Origin of the sequence: uncultured Alcanivorax sp., from assembly GCF_947258575.1 — a bacterium.
Lineage (GTDB): Bacteria > Pseudomonadota > Gammaproteobacteria > Pseudomonadales > Alcanivoracaceae > Alcanivorax.
This window is the reverse complement of record NZ_CAMYIV010000009.1, coordinates 59,905-82,957: the sequence shown is the minus strand read 5'-3', so window position 1 is coordinate 82,957 and position 23,053 is coordinate 59,905. Positions and strand designations below refer to the sequence as shown.

At 58.6% G+C, this 23,053-nt stretch carries 20 protein-coding genes; 14 read left to right on the top strand and 6 right to left on the bottom strand.

Going from position 1 to position 23,053, the window contains the following annotated elements; genetic code table 11:
- The first annotated feature begins 8 nt into the window (after positions 1-8).
- The 9 genes from murD (at position 9) to lpxC (ending at position 10,236) form a co-directional block, all read left to right on the top strand.
- Complete coding sequence (murD, locus tag Q0Y02_RS09185; RefSeq protein ID WP_297767137.1) at positions 9-1,334, top strand: UDP-N-acetylmuramoyl-L-alanine--D-glutamate ligase; 1,326 nt, start codon at positions 9-11, stop codon at positions 1,332-1,334.
- Entirely contained in the window at positions 1,327-2,484 is a 1,158-nt protein-coding gene (gene ftsW / locus Q0Y02_RS09180) for a putative lipid II flippase FtsW (protein ID WP_297767135.1), read from the top strand. The genes murD and ftsW overlap by 8 nt, the downstream gene beginning before the upstream one ends.
- Entirely contained in the window at positions 2,481-3,554 is a 1,074-nt protein-coding gene (gene murG / locus Q0Y02_RS09175) for an undecaprenyldiphospho-muramoylpentapeptide beta-N-acetylglucosaminyltransferase (RefSeq protein ID WP_297767133.1), read from the top strand. Before ftsW ends, murG begins: the two co-directional genes overlap by 4 nt.
- Entirely contained in the window at positions 3,544-4,974 is a 1,431-nt protein-coding gene (gene murC / locus Q0Y02_RS09170; protein WP_297767131.1) for a UDP-N-acetylmuramate--L-alanine ligase, read from the top strand. Before murG ends, murC begins: the two co-directional genes overlap by 11 nt.
- Positions 4,967-5,893 carry a D-alanine--D-alanine ligase gene (locus Q0Y02_RS09165; protein ID WP_297767129.1) on the top strand — a complete coding sequence of 309 codons (927 nt, stop codon included), beginning with the start codon at positions 4,967-4,969 and terminating at the stop codon, positions 5,891-5,893. Before murC ends, Q0Y02_RS09165 begins: the two co-directional genes overlap by 8 nt.
- Complete coding sequence (locus Q0Y02_RS09160; RefSeq protein WP_297767127.1) at positions 5,886-6,659, top strand: cell division protein FtsQ/DivIB; 774 nt, start codon at positions 5,886-5,888, stop codon at positions 6,657-6,659. The genes Q0Y02_RS09165 and Q0Y02_RS09160 overlap by 8 nt, the downstream gene beginning before the upstream one ends.
- Before the next feature lie 19 nt (positions 6,660-6,678).
- Positions 6,679-7,914, top strand: a complete 1,236-nt coding sequence (gene ftsA / locus Q0Y02_RS09155; protein WP_035248224.1) for a cell division protein FtsA — start codon at positions 6,679-6,681, stop codon at positions 7,912-7,914.
- A 124-nt stretch (positions 7,915-8,038) separates the two neighbouring features.
- Positions 8,039-9,208, top strand: a complete 1,170-nt coding sequence (ftsZ, locus tag Q0Y02_RS09150; RefSeq protein ID WP_297767124.1) for a cell division protein FtsZ — start codon at positions 8,039-8,041, stop codon at positions 9,206-9,208.
- Positions 9,209-9,318: 110 nt separating this feature from the next.
- Positions 9,319-10,236 carry a UDP-3-O-acyl-N-acetylglucosamine deacetylase gene (gene lpxC, locus Q0Y02_RS09145; RefSeq protein ID WP_035248002.1) on the top strand — a complete coding sequence of 306 codons (918 nt, stop codon included), beginning with the start codon at positions 9,319-9,321 and terminating at the stop codon, positions 10,234-10,236.
- Positions 10,237-10,467: 231 nt separating this feature from the next.
- On the opposite strand, the gene Q0Y02_RS09140 is transcribed toward lpxC, so the two are convergent.
- Complete coding sequence (locus tag Q0Y02_RS09140) at positions 10,468-10,926, bottom strand: hypothetical protein (RefSeq protein WP_297767121.1); 459 nt, start codon at positions 10,924-10,926, stop codon at positions 10,468-10,470.
- A 101-nt stretch (positions 10,927-11,027) separates the two neighbouring features.
- On the opposite strand from Q0Y02_RS09140, the gene Q0Y02_RS09135 reads away from it, so the two are divergent.
- The 4 genes from Q0Y02_RS09135 to Q0Y02_RS09120 all read left to right on the top strand — a co-directional run bounded on the left by Q0Y02_RS09135 (position 11,028) and on the right by Q0Y02_RS09120 (position 17,244).
- Positions 11,028-11,960 (top strand): M23 family metallopeptidase, encoded by a 933-nt coding sequence (locus Q0Y02_RS09135; protein ID WP_297767119.1) that lies wholly within the window; start codon positions 11,028-11,030, stop codon positions 11,958-11,960.
- Between the two features lie 173 nt (positions 11,961-12,133).
- Positions 12,134-14,848 (top strand): preprotein translocase subunit SecA, encoded by a 2,715-nt coding sequence (secA, locus tag Q0Y02_RS09130; RefSeq protein ID WP_297767117.1) that lies wholly within the window; start codon positions 12,134-12,136, stop codon positions 14,846-14,848.
- A gap of 112 nt (positions 14,849-14,960) precedes the next feature.
- Positions 14,961-16,163, top strand: coding sequence for a bifunctional glutamate N-acetyltransferase/amino-acid acetyltransferase ArgJ (gene argJ, locus Q0Y02_RS09125; protein WP_297767115.1), 1,203 nt, complete (start codon positions 14,961-14,963; stop codon positions 16,161-16,163).
- A gap of 124 nt (positions 16,164-16,287) precedes the next feature.
- A complete protein-coding gene (locus tag Q0Y02_RS09120; RefSeq protein WP_297767113.1) occupies positions 16,288-17,244 on the top strand; it encodes a Nudix family hydrolase in 957 nt (318 codons plus the stop codon).
- A gap of 129 nt (positions 17,245-17,373) precedes the next feature.
- Here Q0Y02_RS09120 and Q0Y02_RS09115 read toward each other — a convergent pair whose 3' ends face one another.
- The 5 genes from Q0Y02_RS09115 to pilB form a co-directional block, all read right to left on the bottom strand.
- Positions 17,374-17,565, bottom strand: coding sequence for a DNA gyrase inhibitor YacG (locus Q0Y02_RS09115; protein ID WP_035249304.1), 192 nt, complete (start codon positions 17,563-17,565; stop codon positions 17,374-17,376).
- Between the two features lie 2 nt (positions 17,566-17,567).
- Positions 17,568-18,167, bottom strand: coding sequence for a dephospho-CoA kinase (gene coaE / locus Q0Y02_RS09110; RefSeq protein ID WP_297767110.1), 600 nt, complete (start codon positions 18,165-18,167; stop codon positions 17,568-17,570).
- Between the two features lie 118 nt (positions 18,168-18,285).
- Positions 18,286-19,164 (bottom strand): A24 family peptidase, encoded by an 879-nt coding sequence (locus tag Q0Y02_RS09105; RefSeq protein ID WP_297767108.1) that lies wholly within the window; start codon positions 19,162-19,164, stop codon positions 18,286-18,288.
- Positions 19,165-19,167: 3 nt separating this feature from the next.
- The gene (locus Q0Y02_RS09100) at positions 19,168-20,394 is read right to left on the bottom strand and encodes a type II secretion system F family protein (RefSeq protein ID WP_297767106.1); all 1,227 of its coding nucleotides are present in this window, start codon (positions 20,392-20,394) and stop codon (positions 19,168-19,170) included.
- Between the two features lie 2 nt (positions 20,395-20,396).
- The gene (gene pilB / locus Q0Y02_RS09095) at positions 20,397-22,106 is read right to left on the bottom strand and encodes a type IV-A pilus assembly ATPase PilB (RefSeq protein ID WP_297767104.1); all 1,710 of its coding nucleotides are present in this window, start codon (positions 22,104-22,106) and stop codon (positions 20,397-20,399) included.
- Positions 22,107-22,559: 453 nt separating this feature from the next.
- Here pilB and Q0Y02_RS09090 point away from each other — a divergent pair, with 453 nt between their 5' ends.
- On the top strand, positions 22,560-23,036 hold the full coding sequence (locus Q0Y02_RS09090) for a pilin (RefSeq protein WP_297767103.1): 477 nt from the start codon (positions 22,560-22,562) through the stop codon (positions 23,034-23,036).
- Positions 23,037-23,053 lie beyond the last annotated feature (17 nt).

Below are 23,053 nucleotides of genomic sequence, written 5' to 3'. Positions count from 1 at the left end.
TTAACTTTATGGCGAAAGACGGGTTTGATCTGGTAATTGGCCTGGGAGTATCCGGGCGTTCCGTGATCCGTTATCTGACGGACCAGGGGATGCCTGTGCGTGCCCTGGACACCCGTGCCGAGCCCGCCGGCCTGGAGGCGCTGCGCGCCGAATTCCCCAACGTGAAAATTCATACCGGCGGTTTCAAGGCCGGCTGGATGAACAACGCCCGTCGCCTGATCGTCAGCCCCGGCGTGGCCGTGGCAACACCGGCCATTGCCGAGCAAGTGGTTGCCGGCAAGGAAGTGATCGGCGATGTGGAGTTGTTTGCCCGTGCTGCCAGCGAGCCACTGGTGGCGATTACCGGTTCCAACGCCAAGAGCACGGTGACGACCCTGCTGGGGCAGGTGGCTGACGCCTGCGGCATGAACCCGGGCATTGGCGGCAATCTGGGCGTGCCGGCCCTGGAGCTGCTCGACGACCAGGCCCGGCTGTACGCCCTGGAGTTGTCCAGTTTCCAGCTGGAAACCACCTACAGCCTGAGCGCGGAAGTGGCGACCATTCTCAATGTGTCCCAGGATCATCTTGATCGCTACGCCAGCTTTGCCGACTACGTGGCCGCCAAGCAGCGCATCTATGATGGCTGTCAGGTAGCGGTATGGAACCGGGATGACCTGGCTACCCGCCCCCCTGCCGGGGTGCCGCGCCAGATCAGTTTCGGTGCGCATCCGGAAGCGGATTACCGCCTGGACACGGAGAACGGCCGGCTACTATGCCGTGGCGAGCAACTGCTGGCCCTGTCCGAACTGGCGCTCACCGGCCATCACAACGCCATGAACATCCTTTCCGTGCTGGCCATCAGTGATGCCTTGTCCCTGAACCGGGACAAGGCGCTGGCCACGGTGAAAGCCTTTACCGGCCTGCCGCACCGCTGCCAACAGGTGGCTGAAGCGGGTGGCGTGCGCTGGTTCAACGATTCCAAGGCCACCAATGTGGGCGCCACCCTGGCGGCCCTCACCGGTATCGGTGAAAGCATCGACGGCAAGGTGATCCTGATTGCCGGCGGCCAGGGCAAGGGCCAGGACTTCTCGCCGCTGGCCGAGCCGGCGCGTCAGTATCTGCGTGCGGGCCTGCTGATGGGCGAAGACCGCAGCACCCTGGCTCAGGGTATGTCCGCTGCCCCGTGCGAGCTGGTGGCTGACATGGAAGCGGCTGTGGCCCGGGCCCATGCACTGGCACAGCCCGGTGATGCGGTCTTGCTGTCGCCAGCCTGCGCCTCCTTCGACATGTATTCCGGCTTTGTTGCCCGCGGCGATGATTTCTCTGCCCGGGCCAGGAAGGTGTGCCATGACTGAGCGCATGATCCTCAAGCTGGATAACCGGGGTCTGGACAAGACCTTGATGTGGACAGCGATTCTGCTGGCCCTGGCCGGCCTGGTGATGGTCTCGTCTGCTAGCCTGCAGATTGCTGAAACCCGGCTGGGCGACCCGTTCTACTATGCGTTGCGCCACGGTATCTATCTGTCGTTGGGGCTGGCTGCCGGCGCCTTTGTTTATTTTGCTGTGCCTTTGGCGTTGCTGGAACGGTTGCGCTTCTTGATGTTGCCGGTGGCGCTGGTGGTGCTGGTGATGGTGTTTATCCCGGGTCTGGGGCGCACGGTTAACGGCTCCACTCGCTGGATTGCATTGCCGGGCCTGACCATTCAGGCCTCGGAAATCGTCAAACTCTGTTTCGTCCTTTACCTGGCAGGGTATATCGCCCAGCGCAAGGCGGCCCTGGAAACCGAGTGGAAGGCCTTTTTGCTGCCGCTGGCGCTGCTGGGCGTGTTGACCATCCTGCTGCTGCTGGAACCGGATTTCGGCGCCGTGGTGGTGCTGGGTATCACCGCCATGGGCATGTTGTTCCTGTCCGGGGTGCCGACCCTGCGCTTCTTGCTGATTGGTCTGGCGGCGGTGGCATTGGGCGCCCTGGTGGCCTTTGCTGAACCCTATCGGGTGGCGCGGCTGATGACCTTTACCGACCCCTGGGCCGATCAGTATGGCTCCGGCTACCAGTTGACCCAGAGCCTGATCGCTTTTGGCCGTGGCCACTGGGATGGCGTCGGCCTTGGCAACAGCGTGCAGAAACTGTTTTACCTGCCGGAAGCCCATACCGATTTTGTTTACGCGGTGATGGCCGAAGAGCTGGGGCTGCTGGGAAATCTGGCGTTGATCAGCGGCTTTGTGCTGCTGGGCTGGCGCATCTTCCGCCTGGGTCACAGCCTGGAAACCCGCGGTCTGTTGTACCACGCCTATCTGGTTTATGGCTGCGCCTTCGTTTTGTGCTCTCAGGTCTTTATCAACCTGGGTGTAAACATGGGTCTGTTGCCCACCAAGGGCCTGACCTTGCCGTTTATCAGCTATGGCGGCTCTTCACTGCTGATTTTCTCCGCCATGGTGGGGCTGATCCTGCGCGCCGGCGCCGAAGCCGAGCAGCTGAAAGCGAGAGGGAGGGCGGCACGATGAGCGGCACCATCCTGATCATGGCAGGCGGTACCGGCGGGCATGTGTTCCCGGCACTGGCAGTGGCGGATCAATTGTGTGAGCGCGGTTTCCGGATCCTCTGGCTGGGCGCGGAAAACGGTATGGAAGGCAAGCTGGTGCGCCAGTACGGCTATGAGATCGCCGAACTGGGCGTATCCCGGCTGCGTGGTGGCGGACTCAAGCGCAAGCTCACCGCCCCGTTCAACCTGCTGCGTGCGGTATTGCAGGCGCGCAGCCTGATTAGTCAGCGCCAACCGCTGCTGGCGGTGGGCTTTGGCGGTTTTGCCAGCGGTCCCGGTGGCCTGGCCGCGCGCCTGTGCAAGGTGCCAGTGGTGGTCCACGAACAGAATGCGGTGCCGGGGCTAACCAACCGGTTGCTGTCGAAAATGGCCACCGTGACCCTGGAAGGTTTCCAGGGTGCCTTCGGCACCCAGAGTGCCTGCTGGGTGGGCAATCCGGTACGCGCCGAGATCGCCAGCCTGGAAGAGCCGTCCCGTCGGTATGCTCAGCACCAGGGCGGCCTGCGGGTGCTGGTCCTGGGTGGCAGCCAGGGGGCCCTGGTACTGAATCAGGACTTGCCGGAATTGCTGCTGGCGGTACTGGGTCGGGATATCCAGGTGCGTCACCAGTGTGGTGCCGGCCGTACCGGTGAAGCGGCGCCGATTTACCAGGCGCTGGGGCTGGACGCCCAGGTCAGTGAATTTATCGACGACATGGCGCAAGCCTATGGCTGGGCGGATCTGGTGATCTGTCGGGCCGGGGCCCTGACTGTGGCGGAAGTGGCCGCCGCTGGCGTGGCGGCCCTGTTCGTACCGCTGCCAAGTGCGGTGGATGATCACCAGACATTGAATGCCCGCTGGCTGTCAGACCGGGGCGCGGCCCTGTTGCTGCCCCAGCGGGAGATGAGTGCCGCCAGCCTGGCGGGCACATTGAAACCGGTTGCAGAACGCGGGCTGCTGGCGCAAATGGCGCAGCGTGCCCGTGAGCAGGCCGTGGCCGACAGCGCCGAGCGCGCGGCCACGCTGTGTGAGGAGGTGGCCAATGGCCGATAACGACAACATCCATATCGTGCCAGAGATGCGGCGCATCAGCGGTATCCACTTTGTGGGTATCGGCGGTGTGGGCATGTGTGGCATCGCCGAAGTGCTGGCCAACCAGGGCTACGCCATCAGCGGTAGTGACATCAAGGAATCGGCGGTCGTAGAGCGTCTGCGTGGCCTGGGTGTGCGGGTGGAAATCGGTCACCGGGCATCAAACATTGATGGTGCTGACGTGGTGGTGACGTCCACGGCGGTGACTACGGAAAACGAGGAAGTGGCGGAAGCGCATGCCCGCCGGATTCCGGTGGTGCCGCGGGCCCAGATGCTGGCGGAGCTGATGCGCTTCCGTCACGGCATCGCGGTGGCCGGCACTCATGGCAAGACCACCACCACCTCCATGACCGCGGCCATCATGGCGGAAGCGGGCCTGGACCCCACCTTCGTGATTGGCGGGCGGCTGAACAGTGCCGGCACCAATGCGCGCCTGGGGCAGAGCCGTTATCTGGTAGCGGAAGCGGATGAGTCCGATGCCAGCTTCCTGCACCTGCAGCCCATGAGTGCCATCGTCACCAATATCGAAGCGGATCACATGCACACCTATGGCGGGGATTTTGCCCAGCTGGAGAACACCTTTATCGAGTTCCTGCACAACCTGCCGTTTTACGGTGTGGCAGTGATGTGCGTGGACGACCCGGTGGTGCGCAAGTTGCTGCCACGGGTCAATCGTCAGGTGATCCGCTACGGCTTCAGCGACGATGCGGACCTGCGTGCAGAGAACGTGCAGCAGCAGGGCATGACCACGTCTTTCCGGGTGATCCGCAAAGAAGGTGAGCCGCTGGATGTGGTTCTGCACATGCCCGGCAAGCACAACGTACTCAATGCCCTGGCGGCCATTGCCGTGGCCGCCGATGAAGGCGCCAGCGATGAGGCCATTATTCGCGGGCTGAACAACTTTACCGGAGTGGGCCGGCGCTTTGATGTACAGGGCGAGTATCACTTCGAAGGCGGTAGCGCGACCCTGGTGGACGATTACGGCCACCATCCCAGCGAAGTGGCTGTCACCATCGATGCCATCCGCGCCGGTTGGCCGGGTCGTCGCCTGGCCATGCTGTTCCAGCCGCACCGTTATACCCGTACCCAGGACCTTTACGAGGACTTTGTGGACGTGCTGTCCGGGGTGGATGTGCTGTTGATGCTGGAGGTCTACGGCGCCGGTGAAGACCCGATTCCCGGTGCGGATGCCCGCGCCCTGTGCCGCAGCATTCGCAAGCGTGGCCGGGTGGAGCCGGTGTTTGTGGATGATCCTGCCAAGCTGGCAGAAATTCTGGCCACCCAGCTTCAGGGCGGCGATCTGCTGGTGACCCAGGGTGCCGGCAATGTGGGCGCCATCGCCAAAGAACTGGCTGAACAGGGAGGCGCCAAGCGTGGATAAGGCGCTGCTGAAGAAGCAACTGGCCAGCGTGGGCCGGGTAGCGGTACTGGCCGGCGGCAAATCCGCCGAGCGACCCGTGTCACTGAAAAGTGGTGCGGCGGTCCATCAGGCCCTGCGTAATTTGGGGCTGATCGCCGAGCTGGTGGATCCGGCTTACAAGAGCGTGGATACCCTGAAGGGGTTTGATGTGGCCTTTATCGCCCTGCATGGCCGGGGCGGCGAAGACGGTGTCATCCAGGGCGTCCTGGAGCACCTGGGCATTCCCTATACCGGCTCCGGGGTGATGGCCTCTGCCATCGGCATGGACAAGGTGCGCACCAAACAACTGTGGAAAGGCGCCGGTTTGCCGACGCCGCCGTTCTATGTGGCTGGCCGTAATGACACAGAAGACCTGGGCTTCCCGCTGATGATCAAGCCGGCCCATGAAGGCTCTTCCATCGGCATGGCCAAGGCGGATAACGCCGAGCAGCTGGCCCAGGCGCTGAAAGAAGCGGAAAAATTTGATTCCGATGTGCTGGTGGAAGCCTGGGTTAACGGCCCGGAATACACCGTAGCCATCCTTGGCGAGGAGCCGTTGCCGGCGATCCGCCTGAAGACGCCCAATGCGTTTTATGACTTTGAAGCCAAGTACCAGTCCAACAGCACCGAATATCTGTGCCCGGCCGGACTGGACGACTCTGATGAGCAGGCCCTGCGCCAACTGGCCCTGACCGCCTTCCGGGTAGCAGGCTGCCACGGCTGGGGCCGGGTGGACGTGATGCGCGACGAGCAGGGCAACTGGCAGTTACTGGAAGTGAACACGGTACCGGGAATGACGGATCACTCCCTGGTGCCCATGGCGGCCAGGGCCGCCGGGCGGGATTTCGACACCCTGGTGGGGGAAATCCTGCTCGATGCGCTGGAACGAGGTGATGGCTAAGCAGGCCGCGACCCCGCGCGGGGCCCGCCGCAAGCCGGTGAAGAAAGCCGGCGTACCGCTCAATGAGCGGTTGTCAGCAGCGGTGCCCTGGATGCTGGTGGGAACGGTGGCGGCGGTGTTGCTGGTCGGCGTGATCTATCTGCCGGCGGCACTGGATGGTTATCCGGTGCGCAAGGTGGGTGTAGACGGTGTTACCGATGTGCGCCGTCAACAGCAGATCCAGACCGCCCTGGCGGCGCTGGTTCGCGACGAAAACTATTTTTCCGTGCCGCTGGAGGAAATCTATCAGCAGGCACAGGGCCTGAGCTGGGTGGAACGGGTTTCCGTTCGCCGGCAGTGGCCCGACACCGTGGTGTTGACCGTGGAAGAGCGGCGCCCGGTGGCGGTGTGGAATGACACCGTGCTGATTTCAGACAGCGGCGAGCCCTTCAAGGCGCTCAAGCAGTATGACCTGAGCGGCCTGCCGCGGCTGAGCGGACCGCAACAGCGGCTGGAAGAGGTGATGGGGTTCTATCACAGCATGGGCAAGATGCTGGCAGATGTGGACCTGGGTATTCGCAGCATGGAGGTCAACGCACGACTGACCGCGCGACTGACCCTGAACAACGATATGCAGCTGGTGGTAGACCGTGAAGCATACACCAGCAAACTGCGCCGCTTTGTGCGGCTCTATCGCGGTGTGCTGAGCACGGACAGCCGCCGGGTAACCCGGGTCGACCTGCGTTATGCCGATGGCATGGCGGTGACCTGGGGCGAGCAAAGCTAGTTTTAGGAGAATGGATGACATGGCAAACGCATCAGAAAACATGATTGTCGGACTCGACATTGGCACCTCCAAGGTGGTGGCCATCGTCGGTCAGTCATCCGCCGATGGCACCATGGAAATTGTCGGCATTGGCTCCCAGCCGTCCCGGGGGATGAAGAAGGGCGTAGTGGTGGATATCGAAGCCACCGTGCGCTCCATCCAGCGGGCAGTGGAAGAGGCCGAGCTTATGGCCGGTTGCCACATTCATACCGTGTATGCGGGCATCGCCGGCTCTCATGTTCGTAGCCTCAATTCCCACGGCATTGTCGCCATTCGCGACCGGGAAGTGGCCCAGGCGGATATCGACCGGGTGATCGACGCGGCCCAGGCCGTGGCGATTCCGGCAGACCAGAAAACCCTGCATGTGCTGCCCCAGGAATATGTGGTGGACAACCAGGAGGGGGTGCGTGAGCCCATCGGCATGAGCGGTGTGCGTCTGGAGGCCAAGGTGCACCTGGTGACCTGTGCCGTGAATGCCGCCCAGAACATCGAGAAATGTGTTCGCCGCTGCAACCTGGAGGTCGATGACATCATCCTTGAGCAGTTAGCGAGTGCTCACGCCGTGTTGACCGAAGACGAGCGCGAACTGGGTGTCTGCATCGTCGATATCGGTGGCGGCACCACGGATATTGCCATTTTCACCGAAGGTGCCATTCGTCACACCGCCAACATCCCCATTGCCGGGGATCAGGTGACCAACGATATCGCCATGGCCCTGCGGACCCCCAAGCAGCACGCCGACGAGATCAAGATCAAGTACGCCTGCGCGCTGACCCAGCTGGCCGGCGCGGACGAAACCATCAAGGTGCCCAGCGTGGGCGACCGGCCGCCCCGTACCCTCAGCCGCCAGAATCTGGCCGAGGTGGTGGAGCCGCGCTATGACGAGCTGTTCACCCTGATCCAGGCCGAGCTTCGTCGCTCCGGCTTCGAGGACCTGATCCCCGGTGGCATCGTGCTCACCGGTGGCTCCTCAAAGATCGAGGGTGCGGTGGACCTGGCCGAAGAAATCTTTCACATGCCGGTGCGTCTGGGGTCCCCGCAGGGTATCTCCGGGCTCATTGACGTGGTCAAGAACCCGATCTATTCCACCGCAGTGGGCCTGCTGTTGTACGGCCAGCGCATGGAAAAGGACGGCACCAGTGCCCGCGCCCTTGCCGGTGGCGGGGAAGTGAACTGGGTAGAGCGTTTCAAAAACTGGTTCAAGGGCAACTTCTAGTTCCTGAGCCGGGTAACAGTTTTTGCGGAAGCGGCAGTTCCGGGCCGCAGCAACATCACCGGGACCATTCGACGTTAAATGACGTTCAAAGTAGTAACAGGGAAGCAATAACGGGAGATCAACCATGCAATTCAAACTGGAAGACAGCGTACCGCATGGCGCGGTCATTAAAGTGGTAGGTGTCGGTGGTGGCGGCGGTAACGCCGTGGATCACATGGTGCGTTCCGGTGTGGAAGGGGTGGATTTTATCTGCGCCAACACCGACGCCCAGGCACTGCGAAATGCCTCCTCCAAAACCGTGATTCAGCTGGGCAGCCAGGTGACCAAGGGGTTGGGTGCAGGCGCAAACCCGGAAATCGGTCGTCAGTCCGCCCAGGAAGACCGTGACCGCATCGCCGAGCTGCTGGATGGCGCTGACATGGTGTTCGTTACCGCCGGTATGGGTGGTGGCACCGGCACCGGTGCCGCCCCTGTGGTGGCTGAGATCGCCAAGGAGCTGGGTATCCTGACCGTGGCGGTGGTGACCAAGCCGTTCCCCTTCGAGGGCAAGAAGCGCATGCGCTCCGCCCAGGAAGGTATCGAGGAGTTGAAAGAGCACGTTCACTCCCTGATCACTATCCCCAACGAGAAGCTGCAAGCGGTTCTCGGCGGCTCCACCAGCCTGCTGGACGCCTTCAAGGCGGCCAACGAAGTGCTGCAGGGTGCAGTGAAAGGGATTGCCGATCTGATCGTTCGCCCGGGCATGATCAACGTGGATTTCGCTGACGTGCGCACGGTGATGAGTGAAATGGGTACGGCCATGATGGGTACCGGTACTGCCAGCGGCGAAGGCCGGGCGGCAGAAGCGGCCCAGGCAGCCATTTCCAGCCCGTTGCTGGAAGATGTAGACCTGCGTGGCGCCCGCGGTATCCTGATCAACATCACCGCCAACGAGTCCATCGCCCTGGACGAGTTCTCCGAGGTGGGTGACATCGTCAGCGAACTGGCCAGCGATGACGCCAACGTGATCATCGGCACCGCCATCGACCCGGATATGGGCGACAGCATCAGTGTCACCGTTGTGGCTACCGGCCTGGGTGCCGCCGCCCAGCAGGAACTAAAAGTGGTGCGTGGTCGTCAGACCCCCGTCACCGCGGATGGCCGAGTGGACTACAGCGACCTGGATCGCCCGGCAGTGGAGCGCAAACGCGCTGCCCAGCAGGCGGCCAGCGGCCGTGGTCAGCAGGCGGTGAGCACCGCGGAAGATCTGGATTTCATTGATATCCCGACCTTCCTCCGTCGCCAGGCCGACTAACGGTCTGGCGGCAAGGGTGCAAAATCAGGGCATTGCAGTATAATTACGCCCTAATTTTGTGTTGAGGAAAGCGGTATCCTGCAGGATACCCGCAGCTGTGTGACAGACTGATGATCAGACAACGAACGCTGAAAAACGTGATCCGCGCCACCGGCGTGGGACTTCACACCGGCGAAAAGGTCTACATGACCGTACGCCCGGCACCGGTGGATACCGGTATCGTGTTCCGGCGTGTCGACCTGGACCCGGTGGTGGAGATCAAGGCGTCTGCCGATGCCGTCCGCGAAACCACTTTGTCGTCGACCCTGGTTCAGGATGGCGTGAAGGTGGGCACGGTAGAGCATTTCCTGTCTGCCATGGCAGGACTGGGCATCGATAACGCCTTCGTGGAGTTGTCCGCGCCGGAAATGCCGATCATGGACGGCAGTGCCGGTCCTTTCGTGTTCCTGCTGCAGTCTGCCGGCATCAAGGAGCAGGAAGCGGCCAAGAAGTTCATCCGCATCAAGAAAGAAGTGACGGTGCGTGAGGGCGACAAGTCAGCGACTTTCGTTCCCTTTGATGGCTTCAAGGTGACCTTCTCCATCGAATTCGATCACCCGGTGTTTGAAGAGCGAAACCAGGTGTCCAGCATCGACTTCTCCACGACCTCGTTCGTGAAAGAAGTGGCGCGGGCGCGGACGTTCGGCTTCATGCGCGATATCGAGTTCCTGCGCAGCCAGAATCTGGCGCTGGGCGGCAGTGTCGATAACGCCATCGTGGTGGATGAGTACCGCATCCTCAACGAGGACGGGCTGCGTTACGAGGACGAATTCGTCAAGCACAAGATGCTGGATGCCATCGGCGACCTGTATCTGCTGGGCCACAGCCTGATCGGCGAGTTCATCGGTCACAAATCCGGCCATGCCCTCAACAATGCCCTGCTGCGCGAGATTCTCCGTCAGGAGGATTCCTACGAGGTGGTGACCTTCGAAGATGCCACCGATGCGCCGGTGTCCTACATGCGACCGGTGCTGGCGGCGGCGGAGTAGCCGTACTCAGCAGCAAGTTGGAAACGTCGAAACCCTGTTGCCACCCGGCGGTTCTCCCGCCGCCGGGTGGTTTTTCGTTTCAGGGAAGGCGTGTTAGCCAGAGTTCCGGGCTTCAACACCGATCCGGTAATGCCCGGCGTTAGCCCCCTTTCACTTGCCTGTTACACACTCTCTGTTCAGGTATTCAGACATTGAAGGTGCTGTTCACCGTTGAACTTTTAAACGGTTGGCTCACTCTGATTCACCGCGGCTGGCCAGCCGCTGCAAGGATGCCTTGAGGCCTTTGTCCTCAATGGTGTCAGCCAGATCGGCGATTTGTCTGGCACTTTCCCTGGCCAATTTGGGCTTGTCCTGTTGGTTGGCACGGACGTTGCTACTCTGCATCTGGCGTTTTCCGCCCACCACGATTTTGATCTGCTGGCCGGGCAGGGCCTGCTGCAGTTTGGGCAGGTGAAAACGCAATAGCTGAGCTGTCGCGCTGGTTTCGGCAATGGCCAACCAGCGCATGCTGTCTTCGACCAGAGTGACTCGCTCGCGCAGTGCCGGTGGCAGGCAGTCAAGCGGATCGGTGGCTGCTGCGGTATCCGGCTCCTGACGAGCGGTCTTTTTGGCCTCCCTGGTCAGGCCGGAGAGAGTAGGGTGACCACTCAGCAGGGCGAGCAGGGCTTTGGGCGAAGTTGTCTTGCTCATAGGTTTTACTTAGACTAGCCTGCAAATTGTAAAAAATAATCAAGAAAACCAGTGCAACTATTTGAAATTCTTAATTTTTAGTCGGTGCGTTACACGAATCTATGAATATTTTAGTCATTAACAGCAAGCGTGGCCATTCGCGCACACTTCCGGTTCCGCGACACTGGCCCTGGTTACTGGCTGCCGTGCTGGTGGTAGTGCCGGTGCTGATGGGCGTTGGCGGCTACCTACTGGTGTCGCAACTTAACGACCAGCCCGAGTATACGCCGGTAATGACCGAACGTTTTTCCACCCATCTGGAAGAGCAGAAAAAGGCCCTGGAATCGCTGGATCGCCTCAGCCAGGAGCAGTTTCGGGCACTGACCCTGAAGCTGGCCCAGGCCCAGGCTCGACTGGTTCGACTGGATGCGCTGGGTGAGCGGCTGGTGGAAGTGGCAGATATTGATGGCGAGGAGTTTGATTTCAGTACCGTGCCAGGACTCGGCGGGCCGGAAGGTTCGGAAGAGGGCGCCAGCTACGAGCTGCCTTCCTTTATGGAAGCGGTGAACCAGATGGCGGACACCCTTGAACGCCGCGAGCGTCAGCTGGAAATTCTGGAAAACCTGCTGGCCGGCAAGCAGATCGAAGACCAGACCTACCTGTCCGGCCGGCCTCTTGCCAAGGGCTGGATGTCCAGCCGCTTCGGGCGTCGTTCTGATCCCTTCACCGGCCGTGTGGCCTGGCACAAAGGGGTGGATTTTGCCGGCAAGGAAGGCACGCCGATCATTGCCACCGGCGCCGGTGTCGTGACTTATTCCGGTGATCGCTCCGGCTATGGCCTGATGGTGGAAATCAACCACGGTAATGGTATTGCCACCCGCTATGGTCACGCCCTGGAATTACTGGTGGAGCCGGGTGAGATTGTTCGCACCGGGGACGTTATCGGCAAAGTGGGCAATTCCGGCCGCTCTACCGGGCCGCACATTCATTATGAAGTGCTTAAAAATGGCGCTCAGGTGAACCCTCAGCCCTATATTTACCGCGCTCGACGTTAAAGAACAGACGAAAAACGGCCCCTTGTAGGGGCCGTTTTTCGTTGAGCACCCTTGATAACCGGGAATACCACCTTATCTCTTCATCTTATTGTGTTTAGAATGGCTCACCTTGCGGCCAGCACTTTGCCGCCAACGGGCTGTTTGTCCTGACTTTTTACCGAACCGGAAGTTGTATGCTGGGTACCATCGTAAAAAAAATCATCGGCACCAAGAATGATCGTGAGCTGAAACGCATGGGCAAGTTGGTCGAAACGATCAACAGCCACGGGGAAGCGCTGACACAGCTCAGCGAAGCAGACTTGCAGCTCAAGACCCGCGAATTCCGTCAGGCGTTCCAGGACGGCAAGACCCTGGATGAATTGTTGCCGGAAGCCTTTGCGGTGGTGCGGGAAGCCTCCACCCGGGTGATGGGCATGCGCCATTTCGACGTGCAGATGATGGGCGGTATCGCTCTGCATGAGGGGCGAATTTCCGAAATGCGCACCGGTGAGGGTAAGACTCTGACCGCGACTCTGGCGGCGTACCTCAATGCGCTGTCCGGCGAAGGCGTGCACGTGGTCACCGTGAATGACTACCTTGCCGAGCGTGACGCCAACTGGATGCGGCCCCTTTACGAATTTCTGGGCCTCAGTGTCGGTGTGATTCTTTCCCAGCAGCCCACCGATGAGAAGCGGGCGGCCTACGCGTCTGATATCACCTATGGTACCAATAACGAGTACGGTTTCGACTACCTGCGCGACAACATGGCCTTTCGCCTGGAAGATCGGGTTCAGCGTGGTCTCAACTATGCGATTGTGGATGAGGTTGATTCCATTCTCATCGATGAATCCCGCACCCCGCTGATCATTTCCGGGCCGGCAGCCGATTCCTCCGAGCTGTATACGGCCGTCAATAAGCTGATGCCAAATCTCACCGCCGAGATGGAAGAGCAGGAAGGCGATTACTTCGTTGATGAAAAGCAGCGTCAGGTCGAGTTGACGGAAACCGGGCACCAGAAAATTGAGGCGCTGCTGGTCAGTAATGCTCTCCTGGAGCAGGGCGAAAGCCTCTACGCAGCTCATAACCTGGCGCTGCTTCACCATGTCCATGCGGCATTGAAGGCCCACGCTCTATTCCATGTGGACCGGGACTACATTGTCCAGAATAACCAGATCGTTATCGTTGACGAGCACACCGGCCGTACCATGCCCGGACGTCGCTGGTCCGAGGGCATTCACCAGGCGATCGAAGCCAAGGAAGGGGTGAATATCCAGCAGGAAAACCAGACCCTGGCATCTACCACCTTCCAGAACTATTTCCGCCTCTACAACAAGCTGGCGGGTATGACCGGTACGGCTGATACCGAAGCCCTGGAATTCCGTCAGATTTATGGCATGGATGTGGTGGTGGTGCCGACCAATCGGCCCATGGTTCGTGTGGATGCCAATGATCTGGTGTATCTGACACTGGAAGAAAAATTCGATGCCATCGTCAAGGAAATCAGCGAAGCGGTGGCCAAGGGTGCCCCGGTGCTGGTGGGTACCGCGACCATTGAATCGTCCGAGTATCTGTCCAAGCGCCTGAAAAAAGACAAGATTGCCCACGAAGTACTGAACGCCAAGTTTCACCAGCGTGAAGCACAGATTATTGCCCAGGCGGGGCGGCCTGGTGCGGTAACGATCGCCACCAATATGGCGGGCCGGGGTACCGATATCGTGCTGGGTGGCAACCCGGAAGAGCAGATCAAGCACATGGATACCCCCTCGGACAAGGAAGCGGAAAAAATTCGCGCCGAGTGGCAGGGCAACCATGACACCGTGATGGAAGCTGGCGGCCTGCATATCATCGGCACAGAGCGTCACGAGTCTCGCCGTATCGATAACCAGCTCCGCGGTCGTGCCGGTCGTCAGGGTGATCCGGGCTACACCCGCTTCTTCCTGTCAATGGAAGATGACCTGATGCGGATTTTCGCCTCGGACCGCATTCGCAACATGATGCGCTCCCTGGGGCTGGAGAACGGCGAGGCCATTGAGCACCGCTGGGTGACCCGTGCCATCGAGAATGCCCAGCGCAAGGTGGAAGGGCGTAACTTCGATATCCGCAAGAACCTGCTGGAATACGATGACGTGGCCAATGACCAGCGTCGTGTGATCTACACCCAGCGTGACCAGATTCTGGAAACCGACGATCTGCGCACCTCTGTGCAGGGCATTCGTTATGATGTGGTGACCGAGCTGGTGCACAGTTATCTGCCGCCGGGTTCCGTGGAAGATCAGTGGGATGTGCCGGGTCTGGAGAAAACCCTGGAGGCGGAATTCCAGTGTAATGCGCCGGTGGGTCAGTGGCTCAACGAAAACAACCAGATGCATATCGACGGTGTCATCGAGAAGCTGGTGGAAACCCTGGAGCAGGACTATCTGCGCAAGGAAGGGGAAATCGGCGTCGAGGACCTGCGCAAGATCGAAAAACACCTGATGCTGCAGATCCTGGACCGTCACTGGAAAGAGCATCTGGCCAGCATGGACCACCTGCGTCAGGGCATTCATCTGCGCGGCTATGCGCAGAAAAACCCCAAGCAGGAATACAAGAAAGAGTCTTTCGAGTTGTTCCAGGGGTTGCTCAACCAGATCCAGCATGAGCTGATTCGCGTGCTGCACAGCTTCCAGGTGCGACGTGATGACGAAGTGGAGCGTCTTGAGCAGCAGCGCCAGGAAGAGGCCCGCCGCCAGGCAGAAAAAATGAAGATGCAGGCGGCCCCGGAACCGGGCACTGATGGCACGGCCGGCGAGAATAATCAGGCCGACGGTACCAAGACCGTGGTTCGCGAAGGTCGAAAGGTGGGGCGTAATGAACCTTGCCCCTGTGGCTCGGGCAAGAAATACAAGCAGTGCCACGGCAAGATTGAATAACAGCAGCCTCAAGCCACAAGCTGCAAGGAAATCCAGAGCACCGGCAACGCCGGTGCTTTCTTTGTTTGGGCTTGTGGCTTGAAGCTTGTCGCTGAACGCTAAAGGATTGGTTATGACACAGACAGAATGGTTGCCTGTCCCCGGTATCCGTCTTGCCGCTGTTGAAGCTGGCATCAAGAAGGCCAACCGCAAGGACCTGGTGGTGCTGGAGCTGAGTGAAGCTTCCCGTGTCAGCGGAGTTTTCACCTTGAACCGTTTTTGCGCCGCGCCGGTGCAGGTGGCAAAAAGCCGTCTTGCCGCAGGGGCACCCAAATACCTGATGATCAATACCGGCTATGCCAACGCGGGCACCGGCAAGAAGGGCATGGAAAACTGTCTGGCCAGCTGTCGCCTGTTGGCCGATGCGGCTGGTTGCGCTGAGGATCAGATCCTGCCGTATTCCACCGGGGTAATCGGTGAGCAGTTTCCGTTGCCGGCGTTTGCAACTGGCTTGCCCAAGGCATTGGCAGGACTGGATGAGCATCACTGGGGCCGTGCGTCAGAAGGCATCATGACCACCGATACTTACCCCAAGCTTACCAGCCGGCGGGTGGAGATCGACGGCGTGCCGATTACTGTCACCGGCATGGCCAAGGGTTCGGGCATGATCAAGCCGAACATGGCCACCATGCTGGGCTTTATCGCCACCGATGCGCCTATCGCCAAGCCACTTCTGGATCAGTGGGTGAAGGCGCTGGCGGACAAGTCGTTCAACCGGGTCACGGTGGACGGTGACACCTCCACCAACGATGCCTGTATGCTGATCAGCACCGCTGCGGCCCAGATGCCGGAGATTCAGGCGCTGGATGAGCATAGCCAGGTGCTGTATCAGGCTCTGGAAAGTGTCTTCGTGGAGCTGGCTCAGGCACTGGTGCGCGATGGCGAAGGGGCCACCAAGTTTGTGTCGATTACCGTGGCTGGAGCGGCCAGTGAATCCGACGCCCGCATCGTGGCGGAAACCATCGCCCATTCCCCGCTGGTGAAAACAGCGCTGTTTGCTTCAGACCCAAACTGGGGCCGCATCCTGGCTGCCATCGGCAGAGCCCCCATTGCGTCCCTGGACGTGGACAAGGTCAATGTCTGGCTGGACGACCTGTTGCTGGTGGAGCAGGGCGGTGTGGCGGACAGCTATGAAGAGGCAAAAGGCGCAGCGGTGATGGCCCAGCCGGAAATCAGCATCCGTGCGGATCTGGCCAGCGGCGATGCCGAGTGCACCGTGTGGACCTGTGATTTCAGCTACGACTACGTAAAGATCAACGCGGAATATCGCACATAATCTGAACGCCGGACGTAAAAACTGCTGTAGGAGCTATGCTTGCATGGCGAACGTGCTCGCGACGTTCATCTGCTGTTGCGCCTGCGGGCATGGCTCTCCCGACGCTCCTTAAGAAACGTTTTTTATGACTACAACCACCCCCGCCATTACTGTCGTTGCCGCCATCATCCGCGGCAACGACGGCCGCATCTGCCTGAGTCGGCGTCCGGACCACAAGCATCAAGGGGGGCGCTGGGAGTTTCCCGGCGGCAAGGTGGAGCCGGGCGAGCCCCTATCGACGGCCCTGGCCAGGGAGCTGGAGGAGGAGCTTGGCATGCAGGCGGCCATCTCGTCCCCGTTTATGACTATCGCCCACCAGTACCAGGATCTGCATGTCACCCTGCATTTTCGCGATGTCACCGCCTGGCAGGGCGACCCTTCGGGCTGTGAAGGGCAGCAAGTGAGCTGGTTTGAGATTCCGGAACTGCCGGCGCTGGAGTTTCCGGCGGCGAACCGGCCGGTGGTCACCGCGATCACGCTTCCCGATTATCTCGCCATCGCGCCGGATAATATGGATCTGGAAGCTCTCAAAGCAGGTATCGGCCGTCTTGATGCTGCCCGTATGGGGCTGTATCTGCGCCAGTGGAGCGAGCATGCGGCACTGCCTGAGATTCTGGCACTGTGCCGGGAAACAGGCATAAAGGTATGGTTGCGGGCCTCATCGGCAGCGTGGGCGCAGCAAGTGTCCTTGCAGGGCGTCTTTGGGCTGCATCTGCCGGGCTCGGCATTGATGGATTGTCAGGGGCGACCAGATTTTGCGGGGGTGGTTTCAGCGGCCTGTCACAGCCGTGACGCCCTGGAAAAGGCGGCAGACCTGGGGCTGGATATGGCGCTGGTCTCCCCGGTAGAGGCCACGGTCAGTCATCCGGATCGTCCCCCTCTGGGGTGGCAACAGGCGGGGGAATGGATCTCTGGGTTGCCTATTGCATGCTATGGGCTGGGAGGTGTCTCGCCAACAGATCTGGAGACCGCCCGTCAGCACGGCGCCATTGGCGTGGCAGGTATCCGGGCCTTCTGGCCGGATGCCTCAACCTCTCTGTAGCGTGCAGCTGGCTTAGGCTCAGCGCACCCTACAGTAGGTGCCCCATACAACCAGTCCAGCAATTCCCCTATTGGAATCCAACCAGCGTACCGCGTTAACGGCCCACGCTTGAGCGGATTGGTCAGACGATCAAAACTCCTCAAAATCCCCGGGGGCATTGTCATCACCGGGAATCGCATGCCGTTCCGCCGCCCAATCGCCCAGATCGATCAACTTACAGCGCTCAGAGCAGAAGGGCCGCCAGGGGTTGTTGGTCCAGCGGGTGAGGGATTTGCACTGGGGGCAGGGATAGGTTTGGGTGGTGTTATTGGTATCAGACATGTTCAGAGTGCGTTAGCCAGTTCCAGGTAGCGTTGATGCAGGCTAGTCAGTTGCTCGTGAAGTGCCTGCAGCGAACCGTGATTCTCAACCACATCGTCGGCCTGGTCCAGGCGTTTGGTTCTCTCCATCTGGGCCTTGATGATGGCGGCAATCTGCTCTTCGGGAACATGATCCCGTTCCATGGCCCGTTTGACCTGCAATTCTGCCGGCGCATCAATGACCAGAATGCGGTCTACCAGCGCTTTCTGGCTGGTTTCCAGCAACAAAGGCGATACCAGCACGGTATAGATGGACTGACTGACAGCAATTTGCCGTTTCAGCTCCTCGCCGATGGCGGGGTGAGTAATGCCTTCAAGTACCTTCAGGGCGTCCGCATCCGCAAACACGATCTCGCGCAAAGCGCGACGGTCCAGGGCGCCATCCGCAGTGAGTACATGCTCACCAAAATGATTGGCGATACTCTTGAGTGCAGGCTGGCCCGGTTCCACGACTACCCGGGACGCCAGATCCGCGTCCACAATGGTGATGCCCTGCTGGGCGAGGAAATCCGTGGCAGCGGTTTTGCCGCTACCAATACCGCCAGTCAGGCCGACTACGAACATGCATACTCCAGAACAAGACTTCACTGGCGCTGGAGCTTGACCCCTTCGCTTTGCAAAGCAAGGCTCCAACGAAAATTATCCAGGGGTTTTTCAGCTATTAACTATTCACTGTTAACTATTAACTGATTCTGAACATCCCCAGATACGAGCTGACGATGGTATCGCCCCACAGCAATGCAATCCAGCCAGCGGCCGCCAGATAGGGGCCAAAAGGGATCTGGGTGCGCTTTTCGCCACCGAAGAGAGTGGCGATGAGGGTGAACACCAGGCCCACCACGGAAGACAGCAAAATAATCAGCGGCAGATACTGCCAACCCGTCCAGGCGCCCAGGGCAGCAAGAAGCTTGAAGTCACCATAGCCCATGCCTTCCTTGCCAGTAAGCAGCTTGAACAGCCAGTACACGCTCCACAAGGACAGATAACCTGCCATGGCACCCACCACGGCATCCGGCAGGGAAACCGGTGAAACGCCAAGCAGTGCCGCCAACAGGCCGGCCCATAGCAGAGGGTAATTCATGCTGTCCGGTAGCAGGGTGGTATCCGCATCAATCATTGCGGCCGCCAGCAGCGTCCAGGTGGCAAACAGGGTAAAGGCCAGCCAGGGACCATAACCGAAGTGCCAAGCGCACAGGCCGGCCAGCACGCCACTGGCAACTTCAATGATCGGATAACGCTTGCTGATCGGTGTTGCGCAGCCTTTGCATTTGCCTTTCAGCGCCAACCAGCTCACCACCGGAATATTTTCATACCAGGTGATGGCTTGGTCACATTTTGGACAGCGCGAACGCGGCGTCACCAGGTTGAAGATCTTGCCATCATCCTCCGCGGGTAGCTCGAGAATTTCGCGGGCTTCCTGCTTCCAGCCACGCTCCATCATCACCGGTACGCGGTAGATGACGACATTGAGGAAGCTGCCAATTAACAGGCCCAGAAAAACACAGAGCCCAACCAGCAGGGTTGGGCTCGCGGAGAGAACAGCAAAGAAATTTTCAGTCATCAATCAGCCTACAACTGCGCCCATTTGGAAGATAGGAAGATACATGGCGATGATCAAGCCACCAATAACAACCCCCAAGACACTCATGATTAGTGGTTCCATCATGCTGGTTAAGCCGTCCACAGCATTATCAACTTCATCTTCGTAGTAAATGGCCACCTTCTCAAGCATCGCATCAAGCGCGCCAGATTCTTCGCCAATCGCTGTCATTTGCAAAGCCATGGCAGGAAAAACGCCGGTGCTGCGCATTGCAAATTGGAGCTGTTGACCCGTAGAGACATCATCTTTCACCTGTATAACCGCATTGCGGTATACCACATTGCCTGTTGCGCCAGCACAAGCGTCGAGAGCGTCAATCAAGGGTACGCCGGCTGCAAAGGTGGTGGAGAGGGTGCGAGCATACCTGGCAATGGTGGATTTGAATGCCAGGTCTCCAACGATGGGGAGTTTTAATACCAGCCTGTCCAGGCTATTTCTAAATGCTTCAGAGCGCTTTTTTAACTGAACAAAAATAGCGGAAAAGGCTATGAGGAAAATCACGATAAAAAAGAAGTTTTCCTGAAGTGATTCGGATAACGATATAACAAATTGAGTGAATGCGGGCAGCTCTGCACCAAAACCATGGAAGAGTTCTTCAAAAACCGGAACGACTTTAAGCAGCAGAATTGCAGTCACAATTACAGCGGCAACTACAACGGTTGCTGGATATTTCATTGCTTTCTTGATTTTTTGTTTTAGGGCTTCGCTCTTTTCCTTATAGAGAGCAACTCTGTCCAGCATGGTTTCCAGTGCGCCTGATTGTTCACCTGCATCAATCAGGCTGCAATAGAGGTCGTCAAAGTAGTCTGGATGCTTTGATAGAGCGCCAGCAAAATTGTTGCCACCTTCTACATCTACTTTTAATTTGAGGACCAGGTCCTTCATGCTGGGGTTGTCGAGCCCATCGGCAACGATCTCAAAAGCCTGGACCAAAGGGACGCCGGCTTTCATCATGGTGGCCATTTGACGAGTAAAAAGTGCTATGTCGAGAGGCTTGATTTTCTTTTTTCCGCCGAAACGAAGTTCTCGTTTTTTTACTACTTTCTTGGCATTGATGCCTTGCTTGCGCAGCTCCGCACGAACCATGGCGGGGGTTTTTCCAGCCGCCTCCCCTTTGACTTTGATGCCTTTGCGATCAACCCCTTCATAAGTAAAAGTGACACTTTGTTGTGCTGCTGTTTTAGTCGCCATAATTAATGTCCGCTTGTTACACGGTTAACTTCTTCCAGGCTGGTTACGCCTTGCATGGCTTTCACCAGCCCGGAGCGGTGTAGATCATTGAATCCTTCCTTGCGGCATTGGTCACCAATCTGAATGGAGTTGCCCTCTTCCATAATAATTCGAGCAATACCATCAGTGATCTTGACCACTTCGTAGATCCCTACGCGCCCTTTGTAACCGTTGTTGCATTTGTCGCATCCCTCAGGGCCGTACACAGTAAACTCGGAAGCCGCATCTTCTTCCGTGAATCCCATCTCAAGCAGCGATTGTTTTGGGATTTCCACCTTGGTTTTGCAGTGTTCGCAAAGCCTGCGAGCCAAACGCTGGGCGATAATCAATACCACGGAGGTGGCGATATTAAAGGACGGGACACCCATGTTACGAAGACGGGTCAGCGTTTCCGGTGCGCTGTTGGTGTGGAGGGTCGACAGTACCAAGTGACCGGTTTGTGCTGCCTTGATTGCAATATTGGCGGTTTCCAGATCGCGGATCTCACCAACCAGAATGACGTCAGGGTCCTGACGGAGGAAAGCGCGCAAGGCGGCAGCGAAGTCCATGCCCTGTTTGGGGTTGACGTTCACCTGGTTGATGCCCTCCAGGTTGATCTCTACTGGGTCTTCGGCAGTGGAAATGTTCCGCTCGGGCGTGTTGAGAATGTTTACCCCGGTATAAAGGGAGACGGTTTTCCCGGAGCCGGTGGGGCCTGTAACCAGAATCATGCCCTGGGGTTTTTGCAAGGCATCCATATAGAGCTGTTTCTGATTTTCTTCGTAGCCGAGGGCGTCGATGCCCATCTTGGCCGATTCAGGGTCGAGGATCCGCAGGACGATCTTTTCCCCAAACAGAGTAGGGCAGGTGTTCACTCGAAAATCGATTGCTCGGGTCTTGGAGATTTTAAGTTTGATGCGTCCATCCTGGGGGACCCTCCGTTCCGAGATGTCCAGCCGCGACATGACTTTAAGGCGAGCTGAAAGCTTACTGGCAATATTGACCGGCGGTTTGGAGACTGTTTTGAGAATCCCGTCTTGGCGGAATCGTACTCGATAAGTTTTCTCATATGGCTCGAAATGAAGATCCGAAGCTCCGCCTTTGATGGCATCCAGCAGGAGCTTGTTGACGAAGCGAACAATGGGGGCATCATCTGAGCCGGATTTCGTCTCGTCGGTAGTTTTTTCCTCTGCCGCACCTATATCAAGGTCATCCAGCCCATCATCCAGGTCATCAAAAGCGCTGTCTTCTGAATCGGACTCAAGGTTATCGATCCAGTGGGTCAGCTTGTCTTGCTCAACAATAATGGTTTCAACGTTGAGGCCTGTATTGAAGCGGATTTCTTCCAGAGCGGGCAAGTTGGTAGGGTCGGCAACGGCCACAAATAAACGGCTGCCCCGGCGAAACAATGGCAGCACATGGTGCTTGGTAATCAGTTTGGGGTCGACAAGATCTTTGACCAGGCTGTCCCGCTGGAAGGTGCTGAGATCCAGGATCGGGTCTCCGAACTCTTCGGCAACGGCTCCGGCCACAACGTTGGCCGACAGCTTGCCCGAAGTGACGAGCTGGTAAACCAGGCTCATCCGTTCTTCACGGGCCTGTTTTTGCGCCTGCTGTATTTCCTCGGCGGTTAGTAGCTCCTGCCGAATCAGGCGCTGCGGTAAGCCGCTGAATGAAAGGGTCTGGCTAGTCATGGCAACCTGCTTGTTTATGCTTAGTATTGTCGGTATGCCCAACACTTTCTTCGTAACATACCGGTTGTGGTTGTCACAGGGAAGACCGGATGTCGCAAAATCAGTGCCTTGCCGCAGTTTTCTAAGGTATTTCCCCAGACTATTTCCGTCATGCCCAGAGAGGAATTTCCAGAGAGCCTCTTGTCAGGGTGTGGATGGTGTGACCCAGTGTGGCACCAGTGCGAGGAAGGGGTGACGTATATCGTCAGCTGCTGACATTAAAGGTAACCCAAATAGTGGGCCGACTATGATGCTTTCTGCAACAGCCGGGGCTCGACGCCAGAGAATGTGCCTTCTCCTAATGATTTCGTCGCACTACCGAAAAGTTGGCCCACTCTGTGCATTATGACAACGCAGAGGCTCGCCAGGGGTGGGCTCACAACAAGATTTGCCAATTTAGTTGGAGAGAACGACATGAAAAAGCAAATGCAACAGGGTTTCACCCTTATTGAACTGATGATCGTGGTAGCCATCATCGGTATTCTGGCTGCTGTGGCTATTCCTCAGTACCAAAACTACATCGCTCGCTCTCAGGTAACCCGCGTCATGCAGGAAGCTGGTGCGATGAAAACGGCTGTTGAGGCTTGTATCAATGATGGCCGTTTGGCTTTGGGTGCTGCCGCTGGCGAATGTGATCCGGGTGCTACCGGCTCTAACCTGCTGACTGGTGCCGCACAGGTTGGTCCAGCACTTCCGGCTGGCACTGGTGTTCCTCAGGCTACTAATCCGCTGACAGCTGCTTCCACGATTATTGCAACTTTTGGCAACAATGCTGCTGCAGTACTGCAAGATGCTGGCGCCACATTGACCTGGACTCGTGACGCTACTGGTTCTTGGGTGTGTACCACTACTGCCCCTGCAAACCTGAAGCCGACTGGTTGTACGAACTAAGCAGTTTGTATTGCATA